Annotated in this window: 21 protein-coding genes and 1 pseudogene; 6 read left to right on the top strand and 16 right to left on the bottom strand. The window is 34.2% G+C overall.

Features of this window, described 5'->3' with window-relative positions; genetic code table 11:
- The first annotated feature begins 81 nt into the window (after positions 1 to 81).
- The 6 genes from FQU23_RS12220 (at position 82) to FQU23_RS12195 (ending at position 3254) form a co-directional block, all read left to right on the top strand.
- Positions 82 to 381: a hypothetical protein gene (locus FQU23_RS12220; protein WP_147674074.1), complete on the top strand. Its 300-nt coding sequence runs from the start codon at positions 82 to 84 to the stop codon at positions 379 to 381.
- A 107-nt stretch (positions 382 to 488) separates the two neighbouring features.
- Positions 489 to 770: a hypothetical protein gene (locus tag FQU23_RS12215; protein ID WP_147674073.1), complete on the top strand. Its 282-nt coding sequence runs from the start codon at positions 489 to 491 to the stop codon at positions 768 to 770.
- A 43-nt stretch (positions 771 to 813) separates the two neighbouring features.
- A complete protein-coding gene (locus FQU23_RS12210; RefSeq protein WP_209282350.1) occupies positions 814 to 1443 on the top strand; it encodes a YqaA family protein in 630 nt (209 codons plus the stop codon).
- Positions 1444 to 1446: 3 nt separating this feature from the next.
- Entirely contained in the window at positions 1447 to 2061 is a 615-nt protein-coding gene (locus FQU23_RS12205; protein WP_147674072.1) for a YqaA family protein, read from the top strand.
- A gap of 6 nt (positions 2062 to 2067) precedes the next feature.
- Positions 2068 to 2997, top strand: coding sequence for a TerC family protein (locus tag FQU23_RS12200; RefSeq protein ID WP_147674071.1), 930 nt, complete (start codon positions 2068 to 2070; stop codon positions 2995 to 2997).
- Between the two features lie 11 nt (positions 2998 to 3008).
- Positions 3009 to 3254: a zf-TFIIB domain-containing protein gene (locus tag FQU23_RS12195; protein ID WP_147674070.1), complete on the top strand. Its 246-nt coding sequence runs from the start codon at positions 3009 to 3011 to the stop codon at positions 3252 to 3254.
- 183 nt (positions 3255 to 3437) lie between these two features.
- Here the strand turns inward: FQU23_RS12195 and trpA are convergent, their stop codons facing one another.
- The 16 genes and pseudogenes from trpA to FQU23_RS12115 all read right to left on the bottom strand — a co-directional run bounded on the left by trpA (position 3438) and on the right by FQU23_RS12115 (position 16179).
- Positions 3438 to 4199 carry a tryptophan synthase subunit alpha gene (trpA, locus tag FQU23_RS12190; RefSeq protein WP_147674069.1) on the bottom strand — a complete coding sequence of 254 codons (762 nt, stop codon included), beginning with the start codon at positions 4197 to 4199 and terminating at the stop codon, positions 3438 to 3440.
- A 53-nt stretch (positions 4200 to 4252) separates the two neighbouring features.
- The gene (locus tag FQU23_RS12185) at positions 4253 to 4573 is read right to left on the bottom strand and encodes a gamma-glutamylcyclotransferase family protein (RefSeq protein WP_147674068.1); all 321 of its coding nucleotides are present in this window, start codon (positions 4571 to 4573) and stop codon (positions 4253 to 4255) included.
- Between the two features lie 213 nt (positions 4574 to 4786).
- Positions 4787 to 5968, bottom strand: coding sequence for a tryptophan synthase subunit beta (gene trpB / locus FQU23_RS12180; RefSeq protein ID WP_147674067.1), 1182 nt, complete (start codon positions 5966 to 5968; stop codon positions 4787 to 4789).
- A gap of 18 nt (positions 5969 to 5986) precedes the next feature.
- Entirely contained in the window at positions 5987 to 6589 is a 603-nt protein-coding gene (locus FQU23_RS12175) for a phosphoribosylanthranilate isomerase (RefSeq protein WP_147674194.1), read from the bottom strand.
- A gap of 195 nt (positions 6590 to 6784) precedes the next feature.
- Positions 6785 to 7570 (bottom strand): indole-3-glycerol phosphate synthase TrpC, encoded by a 786-nt coding sequence (gene trpC / locus FQU23_RS12170; RefSeq protein WP_147674066.1) that lies wholly within the window; start codon positions 7568 to 7570, stop codon positions 6785 to 6787.
- A 91-nt stretch (positions 7571 to 7661) separates the two neighbouring features.
- Positions 7662 to 8654 (bottom strand): anthranilate phosphoribosyltransferase, encoded by a 993-nt coding sequence (gene trpD / locus FQU23_RS12165; RefSeq protein WP_147674065.1) that lies wholly within the window; start codon positions 8652 to 8654, stop codon positions 7662 to 7664.
- Positions 8655 to 8837: 183 nt separating this feature from the next.
- Positions 8838 to 9410 (bottom strand): anthranilate synthase component II, encoded by a 573-nt coding sequence (locus FQU23_RS12160; protein WP_147674064.1) that lies wholly within the window; start codon positions 9408 to 9410, stop codon positions 8838 to 8840.
- Positions 9411 to 9500: 90 nt separating this feature from the next.
- Positions 9501 to 10901, bottom strand: a complete 1401-nt coding sequence (locus FQU23_RS12155; RefSeq protein ID WP_147674063.1) for an anthranilate synthase component I family protein — start codon at positions 10899 to 10901, stop codon at positions 9501 to 9503.
- A gap of 332 nt (positions 10902 to 11233) precedes the next feature.
- Positions 11234 to 11800: a YceI family protein gene (locus FQU23_RS12150; protein ID WP_147674062.1), complete on the bottom strand. Its 567-nt coding sequence runs from the start codon at positions 11798 to 11800 to the stop codon at positions 11234 to 11236.
- A gap of 44 nt (positions 11801 to 11844) precedes the next feature.
- Complete coding sequence (locus FQU23_RS12145) at positions 11845 to 12477, bottom strand: NAD(P)H-dependent oxidoreductase (protein ID WP_147674061.1); 633 nt, start codon at positions 12475 to 12477, stop codon at positions 11845 to 11847.
- Positions 12478 to 12480: 3 nt separating this feature from the next.
- Positions 12481 to 12942: a MarR family winged helix-turn-helix transcriptional regulator gene (locus FQU23_RS12140; RefSeq protein WP_147674060.1), complete on the bottom strand. Its 462-nt coding sequence runs from the start codon at positions 12940 to 12942 to the stop codon at positions 12481 to 12483.
- A gap of 300 nt (positions 12943 to 13242) precedes the next feature.
- Positions 13243 to 13812, bottom strand: a pseudogene (locus FQU23_RS12135) (DUF4256 domain-containing protein).
- A 35-nt stretch (positions 13813 to 13847) separates the two neighbouring features.
- Positions 13848 to 14387: a GNAT family N-acetyltransferase gene (locus FQU23_RS12130; protein WP_147674059.1), complete on the bottom strand. Its 540-nt coding sequence runs from the start codon at positions 14385 to 14387 to the stop codon at positions 13848 to 13850.
- Between the two features lie 245 nt (positions 14388 to 14632).
- Positions 14633 to 15265: a nitroreductase family protein gene (locus tag FQU23_RS12125; RefSeq protein ID WP_147674058.1), complete on the bottom strand. Its 633-nt coding sequence runs from the start codon at positions 15263 to 15265 to the stop codon at positions 14633 to 14635.
- 24 nt (positions 15266 to 15289) lie between these two features.
- On the bottom strand, positions 15290 to 15748 hold the full coding sequence (locus FQU23_RS12120; RefSeq protein ID WP_147674057.1) for a MarR family winged helix-turn-helix transcriptional regulator: 459 nt from the start codon (positions 15746 to 15748) through the stop codon (positions 15290 to 15292).
- Positions 15748 to 16179, bottom strand: a complete 432-nt coding sequence (locus FQU23_RS12115) for a DoxX family membrane protein (RefSeq protein WP_147674056.1) — start codon at positions 16177 to 16179, stop codon at positions 15748 to 15750. The genes FQU23_RS12120 and FQU23_RS12115 overlap by 1 nt, the downstream gene beginning before the upstream one ends.
- Positions 16180 to 16680 lie beyond the last annotated feature (501 nt).

The raw sequence follows: 16680 nt of genomic DNA, 5'->3' as shown, positions 1-16680 counted from the left end.
ATAAAGTTCATTGTTGTTAAATTACTCTAAATAATTTACGTCTGGAATTGAAATATATTTGTTTTTAATTAAGTTTGCGCCATGAAAGCTAGTCGAAAAAATTTTGTTAACAGTATAGTGATCCTAGTAGGGATGTTACTATGCTATAACATTTGTTTTCAACAAAGTGATTCTTCTACATTAAAAGAGTTAAGTTCCGAAGATGTTTCAATTTCTGATTGTTTTGACGCTGATTTTGAATTAAACGAAGAGGACCCAATTATTTGCTCGATAGAATTTTGGTCAGTGGTCGAAAACAGTACCAATATTGCCCGTTCTCATTTTAATAGTAGGTCAATTCGACCTCATTTCCCTGTTTGGCAACCGCCAAAACTTAGTTAATTTACTTTAATTTATTTTTTAGTGCTTGATTAATTTTCATTCGCTATATCTGCATTACAGTATCGTAGTGTTGAAAAAATTGTGTTATATAACTAAAATACAGTACTATGGATTTTGAAAATTTTATAAATAAGGAAAGTAAGCATCATAAAAAAAACATGATGCAAAGCTATTCCTCTAAAGATAGTTACAAGAAGAAATTTTACTCTAGCAGCAATGCAAGTTTTAATCCAATGATGCTTGTTGAAAGTTTACTAAAAAACAAGAAACTCAAGTATGTTTTAGTTGGTATTTTAATTGTTGTGATCGCTTTGGTTATTGGAATAATAGCACTTGCTTTTCCGTTGATTGAGGCAATAATTAATTTCATTTTGCAGAATGTTGAGTAAAGAGTAGTAGATGAAGATGTCAAATTTTTAAGCAAAAGAGGGTATGGTAGATAATAATAAATTGATTGACTTTCAGATGAGAATGAAAAGGTTGCAATTACTGAATCGGTATTATAAAATGACACAGTTTTATTCTTTTTTGAAGGATACTGCTGTCAAAGGAGGTGTTGTGATTGTAGTATTTGTGACAATTCTATTGGCTTTAGAATACTTTTTGTTAGACTTTAACGAGCTGCTTAATACGCTTGTCGCGACCTATTCTCCCCCTATAATTTTCTCATTCTTTCTACTTTCAGAAACGGTGTTGGGCTTAGTGCCGCCAGAGCTATTTATTGCTTGGGCTTCAAAATCAGAAACGCCATGGTTGTTTCTGTTTGTTTTGGCAACAATGTCTTATTTGGGTGGTATAATAGCGTACTTTTTAGGAAACCGATTGTTTTTAATACCTGCAATCAAGAATCACATCGAAAATAAAATAGCAATTCATATTGTCAATCTGCGAAAGTGGGGCGGTTTTTTTGTTTTTATTGGAGCCATGTTACCCTTACCACATTCCATAGTTAGTTTAGCATGCGGACTCATAAAGTACAATTTCAAACAGTATCTTTTAGTGGCATTATTCAGGTACTTGCGATTTGTAATTTATGCATTTATAATTTTTCAAATATTTTAAAGAATGAATTGGTTACGAGATTTATACGATTGGGTTTTAAGTTGGGCACAAACTAAATATGGCGCAAGTGTTCTTTTCATTCTAGCTTTTGTAGAATCGATATTCTTCCCCATACCACCTGATATTTTATTAATTGCTTTGGCGTTAGGTCACTCAAGCAATGCATTTAAGTACGCACTTCTTTGCACCTTAGGATCGGTGTCAGGAGCTTTTATTGGATATTCTATAGGGAATTACAGCTGGCTTACAGCCACTGGAGAATTTTCAGCTTTCGCCAATTTCTTTTTTGATTCAGTTCCTGGCTTTTCAGTTGAACTATATGAGAGTATTAGAAGTTTATTTGTCGAATGGGATTTTTGGGTGATTTTTACTGCAGGTTTCACGCCAATTCCTTACAAAGTATTTACCATTACTGCAGGTGCTTTTAATATTAATATAATGATGTTTGCTTTAGCCTCTATTATAAGTCGAGGGGCTCGTTTTTTTCTTATTGCCTGGTTAATTTGGAAGTATGGAGCAAGTATTAAGTTGTTCATAGAAAAATATTTTAATCTTTTGGCTATTACAGTTACGGCTGTATTGATTGGTGGTTTTGTTTTAATTAAATATGTAATTTAAATATATATGGTCATAGATGGTTTTGTATGGTTTTGTTTTTTAGGATTTATCCTAGTAATGTTAGCTTTAGATTTAGGTGTTTTTCATCGTAAATCACACGAAGTAAAAATAAAAGAAGCCCTTATTTGGAGTGGTGTTTGGATATCCCTTGCGTTAATTTTTAATTATGGGATTTATATTTTTATGGGTGAGCAGAAAGCAGTTGAGTTTTTAACTGGCTATGTTATAGAAAAGTCATTAAGTATTGATAATTTGTTCGTGTTTATCATGCTGTTTACGTACTTTAATGTTGATACAAAGTACCAACACAAAGTATTGTTTTGGGGGATTTTAGGGGCTTTATTAATGCGTGCTGTTTTTATTTTTGCAGGCGTTGCTCTTATTAATAAGTTTCATTGGATTATCTATATTTTTGGTGCCTTACTGATTTTCACAGGTATTAAAATGCTTTTTCATCAAGACGAGAAAATTGAACCGGATAAGAATCCATTAGTACGCTTATTTAAAAAATTCTTTCCTGTAACTGAAGAGGAGCATGGAGATAAATTTTTCGTGAAATTGAATGGTAGAACAGTTGCAACACCACTATTTGTTGTACTTCTAATGGTGGAATTTACGGACTTGATTTTCGCAGTCGATTCGATACCTGCAATTATGGCTATTACAAATGATACGTTTATAATTTTTAGCTCTAATGTTTTTGCAATATTAGGTTTACGAGCGTTGTATTTTGCTTTGGCCGGAATTACAAAATACTTTCACTATTTAAAATATGGTTTATCGGCAATATTAGTTTTTGTAGGTGTAAAAATGACAATTGTAGATTTATATAAAATACCCATTGTGTATTCATTGATGGTAATAGGAAGTATCTTAATTACCTCTGTTTTACTTTCTGTTATCATTCCAAAAAATAAAGAATTATTAAATAACTAAAAATAAATAATATGAATTGTCCTAGTTGTAAAGTTCCGCTTGTAATGTCAGATAGACAAGGAATTGAAATTGATTATTGTCCGCAATGTCGCGGAATATGGTTAGATCGTGGTGAGCTTGATAAGATAATTGAAAGGTCAGTAAATGAACCACAAGGAAATTTTCAGAGCAATCAACAGCCTTTTGGAGGCCAGCCGCAACAGGGTTATTACAAGGAACATAAGAAAAAGCATTGGTTAAACGAATTGTTTGATTAATACATTTTAATAACTTTAATAAAGCCGCATTATTTTTATAAATAGTGCGGTTTTTTTTATAAAAATGCTACCGTATAACATATATTAAAACACAATCTTAGTTCAAATATAGTTATTATCAAAAAATAAGCGGCGTTCAAATCAAATTTAAACGCCGCTTATTTTTAGATAAAAATATATATTTTATAGAATAGCTTTTACGAACTCATTGATTTTAGTTGTTCCATTTTCGGTTAGATGGCTAACAAAAGCACTACCAATAATGGCTCCTTTGGCAAAACGTGTAGCTTGCTTAAAAGTTTCGGCATTGTTGATTCCAAAACCTATTACTTGTGGATTCTGTAAGTTCATGTCGGCGATGCGTTTGAAATAAGCTTCTTGCTCGCTTCCAAAACCAGATTGTGATCCCGTAACGCTTGCGGAGCTCACCATGTAAATAAATCCATTAGAAACGCTGTCGATAAAACGAATGCGTTTGTCAGAAGTTTGTGGTGTGATTAGAAATACGTTGATTATGCCATATTTCTCGAAAATAGCTTTGTATTCATCAGCATAAACATCAACGGGAAGATCAGGAATGATTAAGCCATCGATACCTATTTCTGCACATTTCTTACAGAAGTTCTCTACTCCATATTGCAACATCGGGTTAAAGTAGCCCATGATTACAAGTGGAATAGAAACTGTTTTCCGAATGTCTTTTAGTTGGTCAAACAAAACTTGAGTTGTCATTCCGTTATGTAATGCTTGAGTGGAGCTGGCTTGTATGGTAGGTCCATCAGCTAATGGATCAGAAAATGGTAATCCGATTTCGATCATATCGACACCGTTTTTTTCTAAATCTTGAATGATTTGTACTGTATCATTTAGCTTAGGATATCCAGCCGAGAAATAGATTGAAAATATCTTTTTGTCTGCCTGTAATTTTTGATTTATTCTGTTCATTTTTATTATTTTATCAGATTCTCAATCTGTTTTGCATGTCTTTAATTGTTAGTTTATATTTTGGCGCTATAAGCCCATACTGTTTGATTGGATTGCAGTGAAACTTTAATACGGGTATAAGAATTTCCTTCATAGGTGTCAGAAAGTTGGAGTTCTTCATACGTTATTTCATATACTATTCCATCAATAGAGTCAGCGATATCGTCGGTAGGCGTGATTATCGGGTAGCTTTCTATTCCAAATTCTTCTTCTATTTGTATTTCTCTTACAGCATATCGCAATAATTTCTCTGGAACGCCTTTAAGGATTCGTCCAAAAACAGTTTTTTGTACTTCTTCTTCCCGTAAGGAGCCGTAAGCAAATAAATTTTCCATTTTTTTGTGTATTTAATTTATTTTGGTTTAGATCTTATTGATTTCGATTGCTTTAGCTGTGCAAGTGGCATGGTCGAAATGTTGCGATCAATCTTGGTCTGAAATAAATTTAGTAAAAATGCTGAAAATAATTCAACATTTACCTTGAAATATACTCTTTCGATCCAGAAAGTAATTTCGAATACCCTGAAATATATTCAGGGTAAGCCCAATTTACAATTTAAAATATTCAATATATGTATTTAAATCCTTATCACCTCGTCCTGATAGATTTATCACTACAACATCCTCAGGTTTGAATTTCATTTCGTCGAGAACGGCAAAAGCATGAGCGCTTTCTATCGCAGGAATAATTCCTTCCATGTTCGAAAGTTTCAGTCCCCATTGCATTGCCTGATCATCAGTAATAGAGATAAACTGTGCTCTTCCTGATGCGTACAAATGCGCGTGCATTGGTCCAACACCAGGGTAATCCAATCCTGCCGATATGGAATACGGTTCGGTAATCTGGCCATCATTAGATTGCATCAACAAAGTCTTGCTACCATGAATTACACCTACTTTCCCTAGTACAGAAGTCGCGGCGCTTTCCCCAGAATCCACTCCGTGACCTGCTGCTTCCACTGCAATTATATTTACTTCTTTATCATCCAGAAAATGGTAGTAGGCTCCGGCAGCGTTGCTTCCACCACCTACGCAAGCAATCACATAATCAGGGTTTTCCTTTCCTTCTTTTTCCAATAATTGTGCTTTAATTTCTTTGGAAATGACACTTTGAAAACGTGCCACCATATCAGGATAAGGATGAGGTCCTACCACTGAACCAATAATGTAATAGGTATCCACGGGATTGTTAATCCAGTCGCGTATGGCTTCGTTTGTAGCATCCTTTAAAGTTCTAGAACCTGAAAGTGCAGGACGAACTTCGGCACCTAGCATTTTCATTCGTGCCACATTTGGCGCCTGACGCTCGATGTCAATTTCGCCCATATAGACGATACATTGCAATCCCATCAAGGCACATACAGTGGCTGTAGCCACACCGTGTTGACCGGCTCCGGTTTCAGCAATAATGCGGTTTTTACCTAAACGTTTGGCTAATAAAATTTGGCCAATAGTGTTGTTGACCTTGTGCGCTCCGGTATGACATAAATCTTCTCTTTTCAAGTAGATTTTAGTATTGTATTGTTTAGATAATCTTTCTGCAAAATAAAGAGGAGTAGGACGACCTACATAATCTTTTAAAAGCGCATCAAACTCAGCTTGAAAGCTAGGTTCAGCAGTTATTTTAAGATATTGCTGACGTAATTCTTCAACATTTGGATATAACATTTCAGGAATGTAGGCTCCTCCAAATTCACCGTAATAGCCTTTTTCGTTTACGTGGTATGACATTATTGTTTTGTTTAAGATTTAAGGCTTCAAGTTTTGTTGAAACTCTCTCACTAATTTTATATTTTTTAATCCAGGCGCTGTTTCAAATTTACTATTTACATCAATAGCATAAACAGCTAACTCCGTTTTTATTATTTCTTTAACCGCTTCTAATTCTTCGAGTCCAATGCCGCCACTTAGAAAAAAGGGCTTTTTAGACGGATAATTTTCTAATACTTTCCAGTCGAAAGTAGTTCCGTTTCCACCGGGTAATTTTCCTTTAGTATCAAAAAGGAAATAATCACATATAGATTCATACGGATCTAGAACTTTGAAGTCAAATTCATCTTGCATTGAAAACACCTTAATGATCTCGATGTCTTGTGACAGCTGGTTGCGCAATGCTTCACAATAAGCAACTGATTCCTGGCCATGTAATTGAACAGCCTGTAAATCGTGTTTCAAAACTTTCTCGGCAATAATCGCTGCTGTTTCATTGACAAAAACGCCAACTTTTTTTATGGATTTTGGTAACTTTGGAATCACACCGTCAAAATATCTAGCTGATTTTTTCCAAAAGATAAAACCCATATAATCAGGTAGCAGTGCAGTTACTTCGAGAATATTATCGGGGTATTTCATGCCGCAGATTTTGATCCCCACCCCAGCCCTCCCCGAAGGGGAGGGAGACCTTGTGTTATCTTTGATTGGGTTTTTCATTGTATTTAGATTTAGCGTTCTGATTTTCTGGCCAAAATTGGAACGCTTTAATTAATCGTTGCTTTTTTCTTTACTCTTGTCATCTTTCCCATAAAAGGATAGTTCTCTCTTCGGGATCTAGTGGGTTAGTTTCCTAATAAATTCGGTTGCCGCTTTCCCAGCATCATCCGTTTTCATGAAGTTTTCGCCTATAAGAAAACCTTTATAGCCAAAGGGCTTTAATTCGGTTATCGCTTCGATTGATGAGATTCCGCTCTCTGAAACTTTTACAAATTCATCCGGTATTTGTGAAGCTAATTGCTTACTGAAATCTAAACTTACTTCAAAAGTTTTTAGGTTTCTATTGTTCACTCCAATCATATCCAAAGTAGGCATAATTGATTTTTCCAGTTCTTCTTGATTGTGTACTTCCAATAATACTTCCAGCCCTAATCCTTTGGCAAATTCCGATAATAATTTTATCTCCTCTCGTGTTAAAACTGCCGCGATTAGCAAAATTAAATCAGCTCCATAGGCTTTGGCTTCGAGGATTTGGTATTCGTCTACAATAAATTCTTTTCGAAGTAAAGGAACATTTACAGAGGCTCTTGCCAAAAGTAAATCGTCTAATGAGCCACCAAAATATTTCCCATCCGTTAGTACCGAAATTCCGCAGGCTCCTGCATGTTCATATCCTTTCACCACTTCTTCCACCGTAAAACTGTGATTGATTACTGATCTTGAAGGTGAACGTCGCTTGTGCTCGGCAATAATTCCTGTAGCGCTATTTCTTAAGCTTTCACTTAATGAAATAGTCTTTTTATCGAAAAAAACAGAAGCCTCTAATTGGGAAAACGGAATGATTGATTTTTTGAGAATGACTTCTCTTCTTTTATCAACTATAATTTTATCTAGGATATTCATTTGTTTTAATTTAGAGTTTTCTTTGTTTAAGGCTTAAAGTTGAGCAAATAGCAAACTACTTTAAACATTAAACATTAAACATTAAACATTTTTATCTACTCAATTCTTGTAATGTATTCAAAGCTTTCAATCCTTTTCCGGATAATAAACTTTCTTTAGCTAGTTGAAATCCTTCAAGCGGTGTGCATTTTGTTACTGTTGCGATGGCCATTCCAGCATTGGCACAAACCACATTGTTTTGCGCTTCGGTTCCTTTTCCTGAAATGATATCAGTAAACATTTGAGCTGATTCTTCAATTGTTTTTCCACCTTCGATATCACTTTGTGCTAAGAGACTAACGCCAAAATCTTCTGGGTTTAAAACTCCTTCCATCGAACTGGTAATAATCTTAGTTGGTCCAGTCAATGAAACTTCATCATAGCCATCTAATGAATGTAGAATGGTAACATTCACATCTGTATTTTGATACAAATAAGAATAAATTCTGGCCAGTTCTAGATTAAAAACCCCAACTAATTGATTCTTTGGAAAAGATGGATTAACTATCGGCCCTAACATATTAAAAAAGGTTTTTACCGCCAGTTCTTTTCGAATAGGCCCTACGTTTTTCATCGCAGGGTGAAATAAAGGGGCGTGTAAAACAGAAATACCCGCTTTGTCAATACTTCGTTCTAGGAAGTCAGCATCATTACTGAATTTGATTCCAAGTTTTTCCATCACATTACTGGAGCCAGAAATAGACGAAACGCCGTAGTTACCGTGTTTAGCGACTTTTATTCCTGCTCCTGCAGCTATAAAAGAGGCTAGCGTAGAAATATTAAAAGTGTCTTTTCCGTCGCCACCAGTTCCACATAAATCGATGGTGTTATAATCTGATAAATCCACACGGATACACAAATCCAGTAAAGCTTCTCTAAAACCAGAAAGTTCCTCAATACTAATGCTACGCATCATATAGACCGTTAAAAAAGAAGAAATCTGACTCGGATTATAACTGCCGTTGGATATATTGACCAAGACCTCTTTTGCTTCCGCTGCGGTAAGCATTTCGTGATTAATCAATCTGTTTAATATATTTTTCATTTTTATAAGTTATTGTGTTTTTTCCTCCCCCCGGCCCCCTCTGAAGGAGGGGGTGACCGGGTGATTAAATTTTGTCTGTAAATTTTGTGTGCATTTTTTTTCTGTAAACGATGACAGTAAATATTTATCAATTATCTATATCCATTTTGGCTCTCCCTCCTTCGGAGGGGGCGGGAGGAGGGTTTAACTATTTATCCAGTTTTCTAATATCTTTTTCCCATTTGGAGTCAAGACGCTTTCTGGGTGAAATTGTACGCCGCGAACATCAAATGTTCTATGACGTAAGGACATAACTTGCCCATTTTCATCAAAGGAAGTAGCTTCCAGCGCTTCGGGTAAGGTAGTATCTACAACCCAAGAGTGGTAGCGTCCCACTTCAAATTCTTCTTCTAAACCATCAAATAAATGTTCGTCATTTACAGATTGCGTTACAATTGTGGCAACCCCGTGATACACTTTATCTAAATTTGAAAGTGTTCCTCCAAATACTTCACCGATTGCTTGCTGTCCTAGGCAAACGCCAAGAATACTTTTGGTAGAACCATATTTCCGAATTACTTCTTTCAACAATCCAGCTTCATCAGGAACTCCTGGACCAGGTGAAAGTAGAATTTTATCGAATTCTGCAATCTCGTCGATTTCAAATTCGTCGTTTCTATACACTGTCACTTCGCATTCTAAATCTTCCAGATAATGGACTAGATTGTAAGTGAAACTATCGTAATTATCTATAACTAATACTTTTTTTGTTTTCATTATTGAAAAATTGAATGATTAAAAGATTGAAAAATTATGCGTTTTGACAACCTTTAAATTCTTATATTATTAAATCTTTAAATTCGTATTTTAAATAGTTTCTGCTAGATCCAATGCTTTATTTAGTGCAAGGAGTTTGTTGTAGACTTCTTGCATTTCGCTTTCTTCATCTGAACTGGCAACGATTCCTGCTCCCGCCTGGGAATGTAACTGATGATTTTTACTCAGAAACGTTCTAATCATAATAGCATGATTGAAGTTTCCTTCAAAATCCATAAAACCTATTGCACCACCGTAAAAATTACGATTTGTTTTTTCGTACTCTTCGATGAGTTGCATCGCTCTGTGTTTTGGCGCTCCGCTTAAAGTTCCTGCTGGAAAAGTATCGGCGACTACTTGCATAGTGGTCGCTTTTTCATGTAAATGGCCAGTCACTTTAGATACCAAATGGATCACATGCGAGAAAAACTGTACTTCTCTGTATTTTTCTACATTCACGTTATGACCGTTGCGACTTAAATCATTTCGAGCCAAATCTACAAGCATCACGTGTTCGCTGTTTTCTTTTTTATCTTCTGATAATTGTTTCGCTAATATCGCGTCTTTTTCATCATCACCTGTTCGCTTAAAAGTACCAGCGATTGGATGAATTTCAGCCTTTCGATCTTTGACAATAATTTGGGCTTCGGGTGAAGAACCAAATATTTTAAAATCGCCATAATCAAAAAAGAACAGATAGGGGGAAGGATTAATGCTTCTCAATGCTCTGTAAACATTAAACTCGTCTCCTTTAAAACCTTGGGTAAACCTTCGAGATAATACTAACTGGAATACGTCACCGCGGAAACAATGTTTTTTGGCCAAAGCCACATTATGTTTGAACTCTTCGTCAGTCAAATTTGAAAAACCGTTACCTTCTTTCGAAAATTTATAGGAAGCAATATTTCTAGATTGCAACAATTGTTCGATTTCAGAGATGTTGTTTTTTCCGTCTACACTATGGCAAAAGATATATGCTTCATTTTTAAAATGATTGATTGCGATGATGTTTTGGTACACCGCATAATATACATCTGGAATTGAAATACTATTGTCTTTTTTGGCAATGCTTACTTTTTCAAAATAACGAACGGCATCATAGGAAATGTATCCAAACAAACCATTATTGATGAATTTAAAGTCGTTTTTCTCTGACTTAAATTGTCCCGAGAATTCTTGAATTAGTTCAGGAATATTCGTATTAGCATCAATAATTATCTTTTCGGAAGTGCCATCGGGAAAGGTTTTAAAAATCGCTTCGTTTTCTATTTTGATAGAAGCGATTGGATTGCAACAGATGTATGAAAAACTGTTGTCACTCCCGTGATAATCACTACTCTCTAGAAGTAGACTGTTTGGGAATTTATCGCGTATTTTTAGGTACACACTAACGGGAGTAATGGTGTCAGCGAGTATTTGTTTGTAATTTGTATTAAATATAAATGGTCTCAATTTGTAAGTTTTTTTAAGGTTTAAAGTCTTAAGTGATGTTAAAAATAAATTAGCACAAAAAAAAAGGCTTGTCGTGATGACAAGCCTTTTATATTTATAGTAAATAATACCATAGGAGCTTAGTTCACGACGTTTGACGTAAATTGTTCCACCACCAAGTATTGTTCATTGTTATTTTCATATTACAAATATATAAATGTAATTTGGTTATTCAATTGGAAAGGAATAAAAAAAAACTAAAATTTCAGTCTTTTTTGTTAGATTACTTTACAGAAGGCAACAAAAAACCCCAACAATTGCTTGATGGGGCTGATATGCTTATTTGAAAAATATTAGAATTTTAAGGCTACAGCCAATTCAAATTCATCTGAGATCGCTTTGTCTCCTAAGTTGTCAAAGAAACTTCCTGAGCCATATTTAATGTCATATTTAGTTCTGTCAACATTGAAAGTTGTTGTAGCAGTATTTCCTTTTACAGTAATATCAAATGCTACTAAATTTTTTGTGCCTTTGATAGTTAAGTCTGCAGTTATAGCATATACATTTTTAGCCTTAGCTGCAACAGTTTTGAAAACTAAAGTAGCAGTTGGGAATTTTTCAGTTCCAAAAAAATCTTCTGATTTCAAGTGACCGTTTAATTTTCCTTGGGATTCACCAGAAATATCAGTTGCATTTAATGAAGTCATATCAACAGTGAAAGTTCCACCAGCTAATTTATCTCCTTTGAAGATTAAAGTTCCCGCTTTTATGTTTACAGTACCACTATGCTGTCCTGTTACTTTTTTCCCAACCCAGTTGATTGTACTTTTTGAAACATCTACTTTTTTCGTTTGTGCAGATACTGATAGTGTAGAAAATACTACTGTTAATGCTAATGCAATTGCTTTTAAATTTTTCATGTGCTTAATTTGTTTAATTTGTTTAATTTGATTTGAAATAATAATTATAGTGTAATAAATAAATCCTCGTTTGATTTTCTAACTTTTTTGTAATATTGAGTAGCATCTTCATCATGTCTGTATCCCAAAGTTGCTATTAAAGAAGCGTTAAGCCCTAGTTTCTCTAAGCCTAATATTTCGTTTACTAGCTCAGGTACAAAACCTTCCATAGGAGTAACGTCAATTTTTAGTTCAGCAGCTGCATTCAATAAGTTACCCATTGCTAAATAAGTTTGTTTTGACGACCAAATATTTTTTGAGTCATTGTCAAGGGTTACTATTTTTGACTTCATGAAGTCGGAGTATCCGCTTAATGAATCGAGAGGGATGTTCCTAGTTGCACTTATGTTTTCTACAAAATTATCAATAGATTGCTCTTCTATTTTAGTTTCATTTGCAAAAATGATAAGATGTGAAGCTTCAACTATTTGTGATTGCCCCCATGCGGCAGGCTGAATTTTAGCTCTTAATTCTGGATTTTCAACAATAATAACTTTGTATGGCTGTAATCCATAAGAAGAAGAACTTAAACGAATCGCCTCTTTTAAAGTATTTAAATCTTCTGTATTTATTATTTTGCTAGCATCAAATTTCTTTGTTGCGTATCTCCAATTCTGATGTTCTAAGAAAGTACTCATAACTTATATATATTGATTTCTGTATTTTTCTAATAATGTGTTTAATTGCTCTAATTCTTCCTCATTTAAATTCTTCGAAAAATAATTTCCATGTTCAATTACTTTAGGATCTAATTCGTGTAAAACATCCAATCCTTTTTGAGTAATCAAGACTTCGATTTTTCTTCTGTTTTCTGGACAAACCTTTCGGGTAACTAATTCTTTTAATAATAACTTGTCTACTAATCTGGTTGTGTTACTCGTTTTGGCAATCATGCGCTCTTGAATTACACTCATATTAGCGGGATTTCCTTTTTGACCTCTTAATATGCGCAACACATTATATTGTTCTCCTGACAAGTCATATGGTTTCAAAACTTCATTGAACTTCTCATTGACTACATTTTGAGCATACATTATATTTAGTATAATTCGATTTGAATTACTCAAAACAGCAGTAGTTTTTATAATGTCTTCAATTTTCATACCAGCGTTCGTTTGTTTGTTGGTACAAATGTAACACTTTTTATATTTGTATATACAAGTATAATATTATTTTTTTGTTAAAATTAAATTAGTTAGTTCGAAATAGTTAGGTGTTTGTGCTTTTAATTAATTTAAAATCAGTGTGTTGTATTGTTTTTTCTGATTACTTATAGCAGTATTATATTGTTTTAAATAAGACTAGCTTTTGTTTATAGCTGATTATGATAGTAACTATTGGCTTTATAATTCAGTTTTTTCTTTTCTATCCAAATTTTATTTGCAAGATAGTACCCATACAATTTAAACTCGCAGTACACCACGGAATCCTCTGGTTGCATAATAGGAATCGGCACCATTGTGATACACAAATACGGTATTGTATCTAAAATCACAAAATAGTGCACCTCCTAAAGTTCTAATTTCTGCTGGTGTTTGTATCCAACTTGATGTTTTGGTATCGAAATTTCCAAGTTGCTGTAATTCGCGATATTCTTCTTCTGTTAAAAGGGAAATTCCCATAGCAGTTGCCACATCAAGAGCATTGTTTTCTGGTTTGAATTTTTTTCTTTATTCTAATGCTTCTCGGTCATAACAATAACTTCTTCGACCTAGTGGACTTTCGGCAGCACAATCATAAAACAGAAATTAGTCCTTTTTTGTATCATAAGCTACAATATCTGGTTCGCCACCCGTACTTTCCATCTTATAGAGTGACCACAGTTTTTCAGGATTGGCTTCCAGCTTTGCTTGGATCGTTGTCCAATCCAGATTTTCATGGCGGTTTTTGTTTTTCTCAAAACGGGTTTTTAGTATGCCAAATAGTTCTTTATTTTGTTGGGGCGTCAACTCTTTTTTGGTGTTATTCGTCATAATGCCCTTTTTTTAGTGGAGAATCTTGCAATAAGTTAGCGCTGACTATTTACAAGTTCATAGATAGAATTAGAATCATTGTTTTGATCTTTTCGGTTTTCCATAAAGTGAAAGCCATTTTTTTCTAATAATTTTTTAGAACTCTCATTTTTATGATGTGTGAACGCCTCTATCTTGTCTAGTTCTAATTCGTTGAATCCAAATTTAACAACGCATTTTAGCGCTTCAGTCATAATCCCTTTGTTTTGGAATGCGGGATTTAGGTCGTAACCCACTTCGGCAATTGTATTGTTCTCAGAAAAATTCCATAAACAAATCGAACCAATCAGTTGCGGTTCGTTTTTATACAGGATACCCCAAGTCAGAGATTTACTGTTTCGGAAGTTTTCTGTTATTTCACTAATAAATTGGATCGCCTGAGCGACAGTCTTTGTTTTTCGGTGTTCTGGTCTTTCTATAAATTGATTGATTGTTTCGTCAGAGCGTAAATAGAGGATAACGGCAGCATCAGATTCTTCAATTTTTCTTAGTATTAGACGTTCTGATTTTATTTCCGGAAAAGATTTGAAATTCATATTATTGCGTTTTGTGTGGAACGAATTTATGAAATAAACGGGTATAATTAAAATATTGATTTTTGGCAACAGTATTTTATCTATCTAAAAACTTTTGCTTTCGACGAAAGAGAAACCTGAGCTAGATGTAGGTTTACGCTTGAAAGTTTTTCTGCCGTGTTTTAGTTAGATTGTCGAGAATACAGGACAAAAAAAGCGGTTTGAGTTATGGCCCAAACCGCTTTTAACATGTATAATATTAGTTATTAATCAATTAATGTAACTAAATCTTCTTTGCGTTTTCTCACTTTAGTAAGATTAACTAACCAGTCATTTTCAGTATCTCTGTAACCCAAAGGTAGCATAACGCAACTTCTAAGTCCTTTGGCTCTTAATCCTAATATTTCGTCTAGTGCATTAGCATCAAAACCTTCTAAAGGCGTACTGTCAACTCCTTCAAATGCAGCAGCAGCAATGGCTTGAGAAAAAGCAATGTAGGCTTGCTTAGCGGCATGGTTAAAGTTTTCTTCGGCGTCCTTTTGTGGGTAGCTATTTAAAAGCATTTGACGGTAATTTTCCCAGCCTTCATTTTTAAATCCACGAACGGTGTTTGTCAAATCAAACATTTTGTTGATACGGTCAGCTGTGTAAGTATCCCAAGCTGCAAATACAAGCAAGTGAGAACAATCTGTGACTACAGATTGATTCCAAGAAATAGGTCTAATTTTCTCTTTTATTTCTTGATTTGTAATTACAATTAGTTCAAACGGTTGAAGTCCACTTGAGGTTGGTGCAAGAGATACAGCTTCGATTATACGGTCTATTTTTTCTTGTGATACTTTATCACCATTCATTGCTTTTGCAGCGTATCTCCAATTTAATTTATCTAATAATTCCATTTTGTCTATATTTATTAATTGTATTTATTTTAAATTTTTGTCATTCTCTGTTAGCATTCTGATCCACTCATTTAACATGTCTTTTAACTGAATGACATCAGATAAATTAATGTTTTCAGTAAGTAATATTTTGATGAGGTTTTCGGGTATAGGTCTAGCTTGGGCTTTTAGATTTTTTCCTTTTTCTGTCAAGTGTACAATAACACTTCTTTCATCTTCAGAGGAACGATTGCGCTGCAATAGCTCCATTTTCTCCATGCGTTTGAGTAAAGGCGATAGCGTATTAGTGTTAAGAAGTAGTTTTTCAGTAATTTGATTTACCGTAAGGCCATCGTTTTCCCACAGTACCATTAGTACCAAATACTGCGGATAAGTAATCCCCATTTCCTCTAGATAAGGGCGATATGCTTTAGTGATAAGACGAGAAGCAGAATAGATTGGGAAGCATACTTGGCTGCTTAATTTTAATTGAACGTCTTCCATTAGTTTTCTTTTTTATTGTTTTTCCAAGCCTTAAAAGATCCAGCTGACCACAAAGCCCAAACTATAAGTACAGGTTGAAAGAACAGACGTATAAAACGCGCTTTATCTGAATTTAAAACTCCAAAAGCATCTTTGCCGCCTAAATATTGAGCGATATTTCCAGGGAAAATTAAAACGAAAAATAAGGCAAGTGCCCAACCGAACCTCGCTTTTTCCTTTTTCCAAATCGCTAATCCTAAACCTAGCGCCATTTCTACTATGCCTGATAATAGTACTACTAGATCTTTATTTAGCGGAACCCAATCTGGTACTTGTGCCTGAAAGTCAGCTCTATTAAAAGTCAAGTGACTAAATCCAGCATAAATCATGAATAGGGCTAATAGTATTCTGAAAATATCTTGTGTCAATGTTGTTTCTAGCTTTTGTGTCATCTATTTAATTTATATCGCAGTCATTAATATCGCGTACGATGCAAATGTAAGTATTATTAACTTTTCGATAGTCTATTTAACGAATATTTTGTATTTGTGTAATCGCGAGATGATTATTTGAATGTTGCAACCTTATACTTTGCTGTTCATTGCAAATCAGTTGCAATCTGTGTTTGCTGGAGGTAGGAGTAATTAGGATATATTCTGTTTTTTTTTTTTTCAACAGCTGCAGAACTAATCTCATTTGAAAAATTAAATAATTCTGCTGTAACTTTTTTTACTTATTGATCCTGTTTTGTCTTTCTGTTTTACGAATTATAAGTTCTGATTTCGATAGGTTCGCTTTAATTTTCTTTCTTAGATTAGAAGGAAAAATTGAAACGATTGTACACTTGTAGCAGAAGAAGTGTCGCAATACAACAATTGTTAATTTCTTTTTTAAATAGGGGACTCTTATCTTGTATCTAATCATATATTGCTATATTTAGCCTTTACAAGTGA

It is taken from the genome of Flavobacterium sp. XN-5, assembly GCF_008033395.2.
GTDB classification, from domain to species: domain Bacteria; phylum Bacteroidota; class Bacteroidia; order Flavobacteriales; family Flavobacteriaceae; genus Flavobacterium; species Flavobacterium hiemivividum.
The sequence above is the reverse complement of the archived record's forward strand: the minus strand, read 5'-3'. Positions and strand labels throughout refer to the sequence as shown.

Bases quoted from the DNA above. Each gene is read 5' to 3' on its own strand.
- FQU23_RS12160 (WP_147674064.1), bottom strand. From the start codon at position 9,410: ATGAAAACAAAAAAAGTATTAGTTATAGATAATTACGATAGTTTCACT.
- FQU23_RS12120 (WP_147674057.1), bottom strand. From the start codon at position 15,748: ATGGAAGACGTTCAATTAAAATTAAGCAGCCAAGTATGCTTCCCAATC.
- trpD (WP_147674065.1), bottom strand. From the start codon at position 8,654: ATGAAAAATATATTAAACAGATTGATTAATCACGAAATGCTTACCGCA.
- trpC (WP_147674066.1), bottom strand. From the start codon at position 7,570: ATGAATATCCTAGATAAAATTATAGTTGATAAAAGAAGAGAAGTCATT.
- FQU23_RS12210 (WP_209282350.1), top strand. From the start codon at position 814: ATGGTAGATAATAATAAATTGATTGACTTTCAGATGAGAATGAAAAGG.
- trpA (WP_147674069.1), bottom strand. From the start codon at position 4,199: ATGAACAGAATAAATCAAAAATTACAGGCAGACAAAAAGATATTTTCA.
- FQU23_RS12215 (WP_147674073.1), top strand. From the start codon at position 489: ATGGATTTTGAAAATTTTATAAATAAGGAAAGTAAGCATCATAAAAAA.
- FQU23_RS12185 (WP_147674068.1), bottom strand. From the start codon at position 4,573: ATGGAAAATTTATTTGCTTACGGCTCCTTACGGGAAGAAGAAGTACAA.
- FQU23_RS12150 (WP_147674062.1), bottom strand. From the start codon at position 11,800: ATGAAAAATTTAAAAGCAATTGCATTAGCATTAACAGTAGTATTTTCT.
- FQU23_RS12130 (WP_147674059.1), bottom strand. From the start codon at position 14,387: ATGAATTTCAAATCTTTTCCGGAAATAAAATCAGAACGTCTAATACTA.
- FQU23_RS12115 (WP_147674056.1), bottom strand. From the start codon at position 16,179: ATGACACAAAAGCTAGAAACAACATTGACACAAGATATTTTCAGAATA.
- FQU23_RS12205 (WP_147674072.1), top strand. From the start codon at position 1,447: ATGAATTGGTTACGAGATTTATACGATTGGGTTTTAAGTTGGGCACAA.
- FQU23_RS12220 (WP_147674074.1), top strand. From the start codon at position 82: ATGAAAGCTAGTCGAAAAAATTTTGTTAACAGTATAGTGATCCTAGTA.
- trpB (WP_147674067.1), bottom strand. From the start codon at position 5,968: ATGTCATACCACGTAAACGAAAAAGGCTATTACGGTGAATTTGGAGGA.
- FQU23_RS12145 (WP_147674061.1), bottom strand. From the start codon at position 12,477: ATGAGTACTTTCTTAGAACATCAGAATTGGAGATACGCAACAAAGAAA.
- FQU23_RS12175 (WP_147674194.1), bottom strand. From the start codon at position 6,589: ATGAAATACCCCGATAATATTCTCGAAGTAACTGCACTGCTACCTGAT.
- FQU23_RS12200 (WP_147674071.1), top strand. From the start codon at position 2,068: ATGGTCATAGATGGTTTTGTATGGTTTTGTTTTTTAGGATTTATCCTA.
- FQU23_RS12140 (WP_147674060.1), bottom strand. From the start codon at position 12,942: ATGAAAATTGAAGACATTATAAAAACTACTGCTGTTTTGAGTAATTCA.
- FQU23_RS12195 (WP_147674070.1), top strand. From the start codon at position 3,009: ATGAATTGTCCTAGTTGTAAAGTTCCGCTTGTAATGTCAGATAGACAA.
- FQU23_RS12125 (WP_147674058.1), bottom strand. From the start codon at position 15,265: ATGGAATTATTAGATAAATTAAATTGGAGATACGCTGCAAAAGCAATG.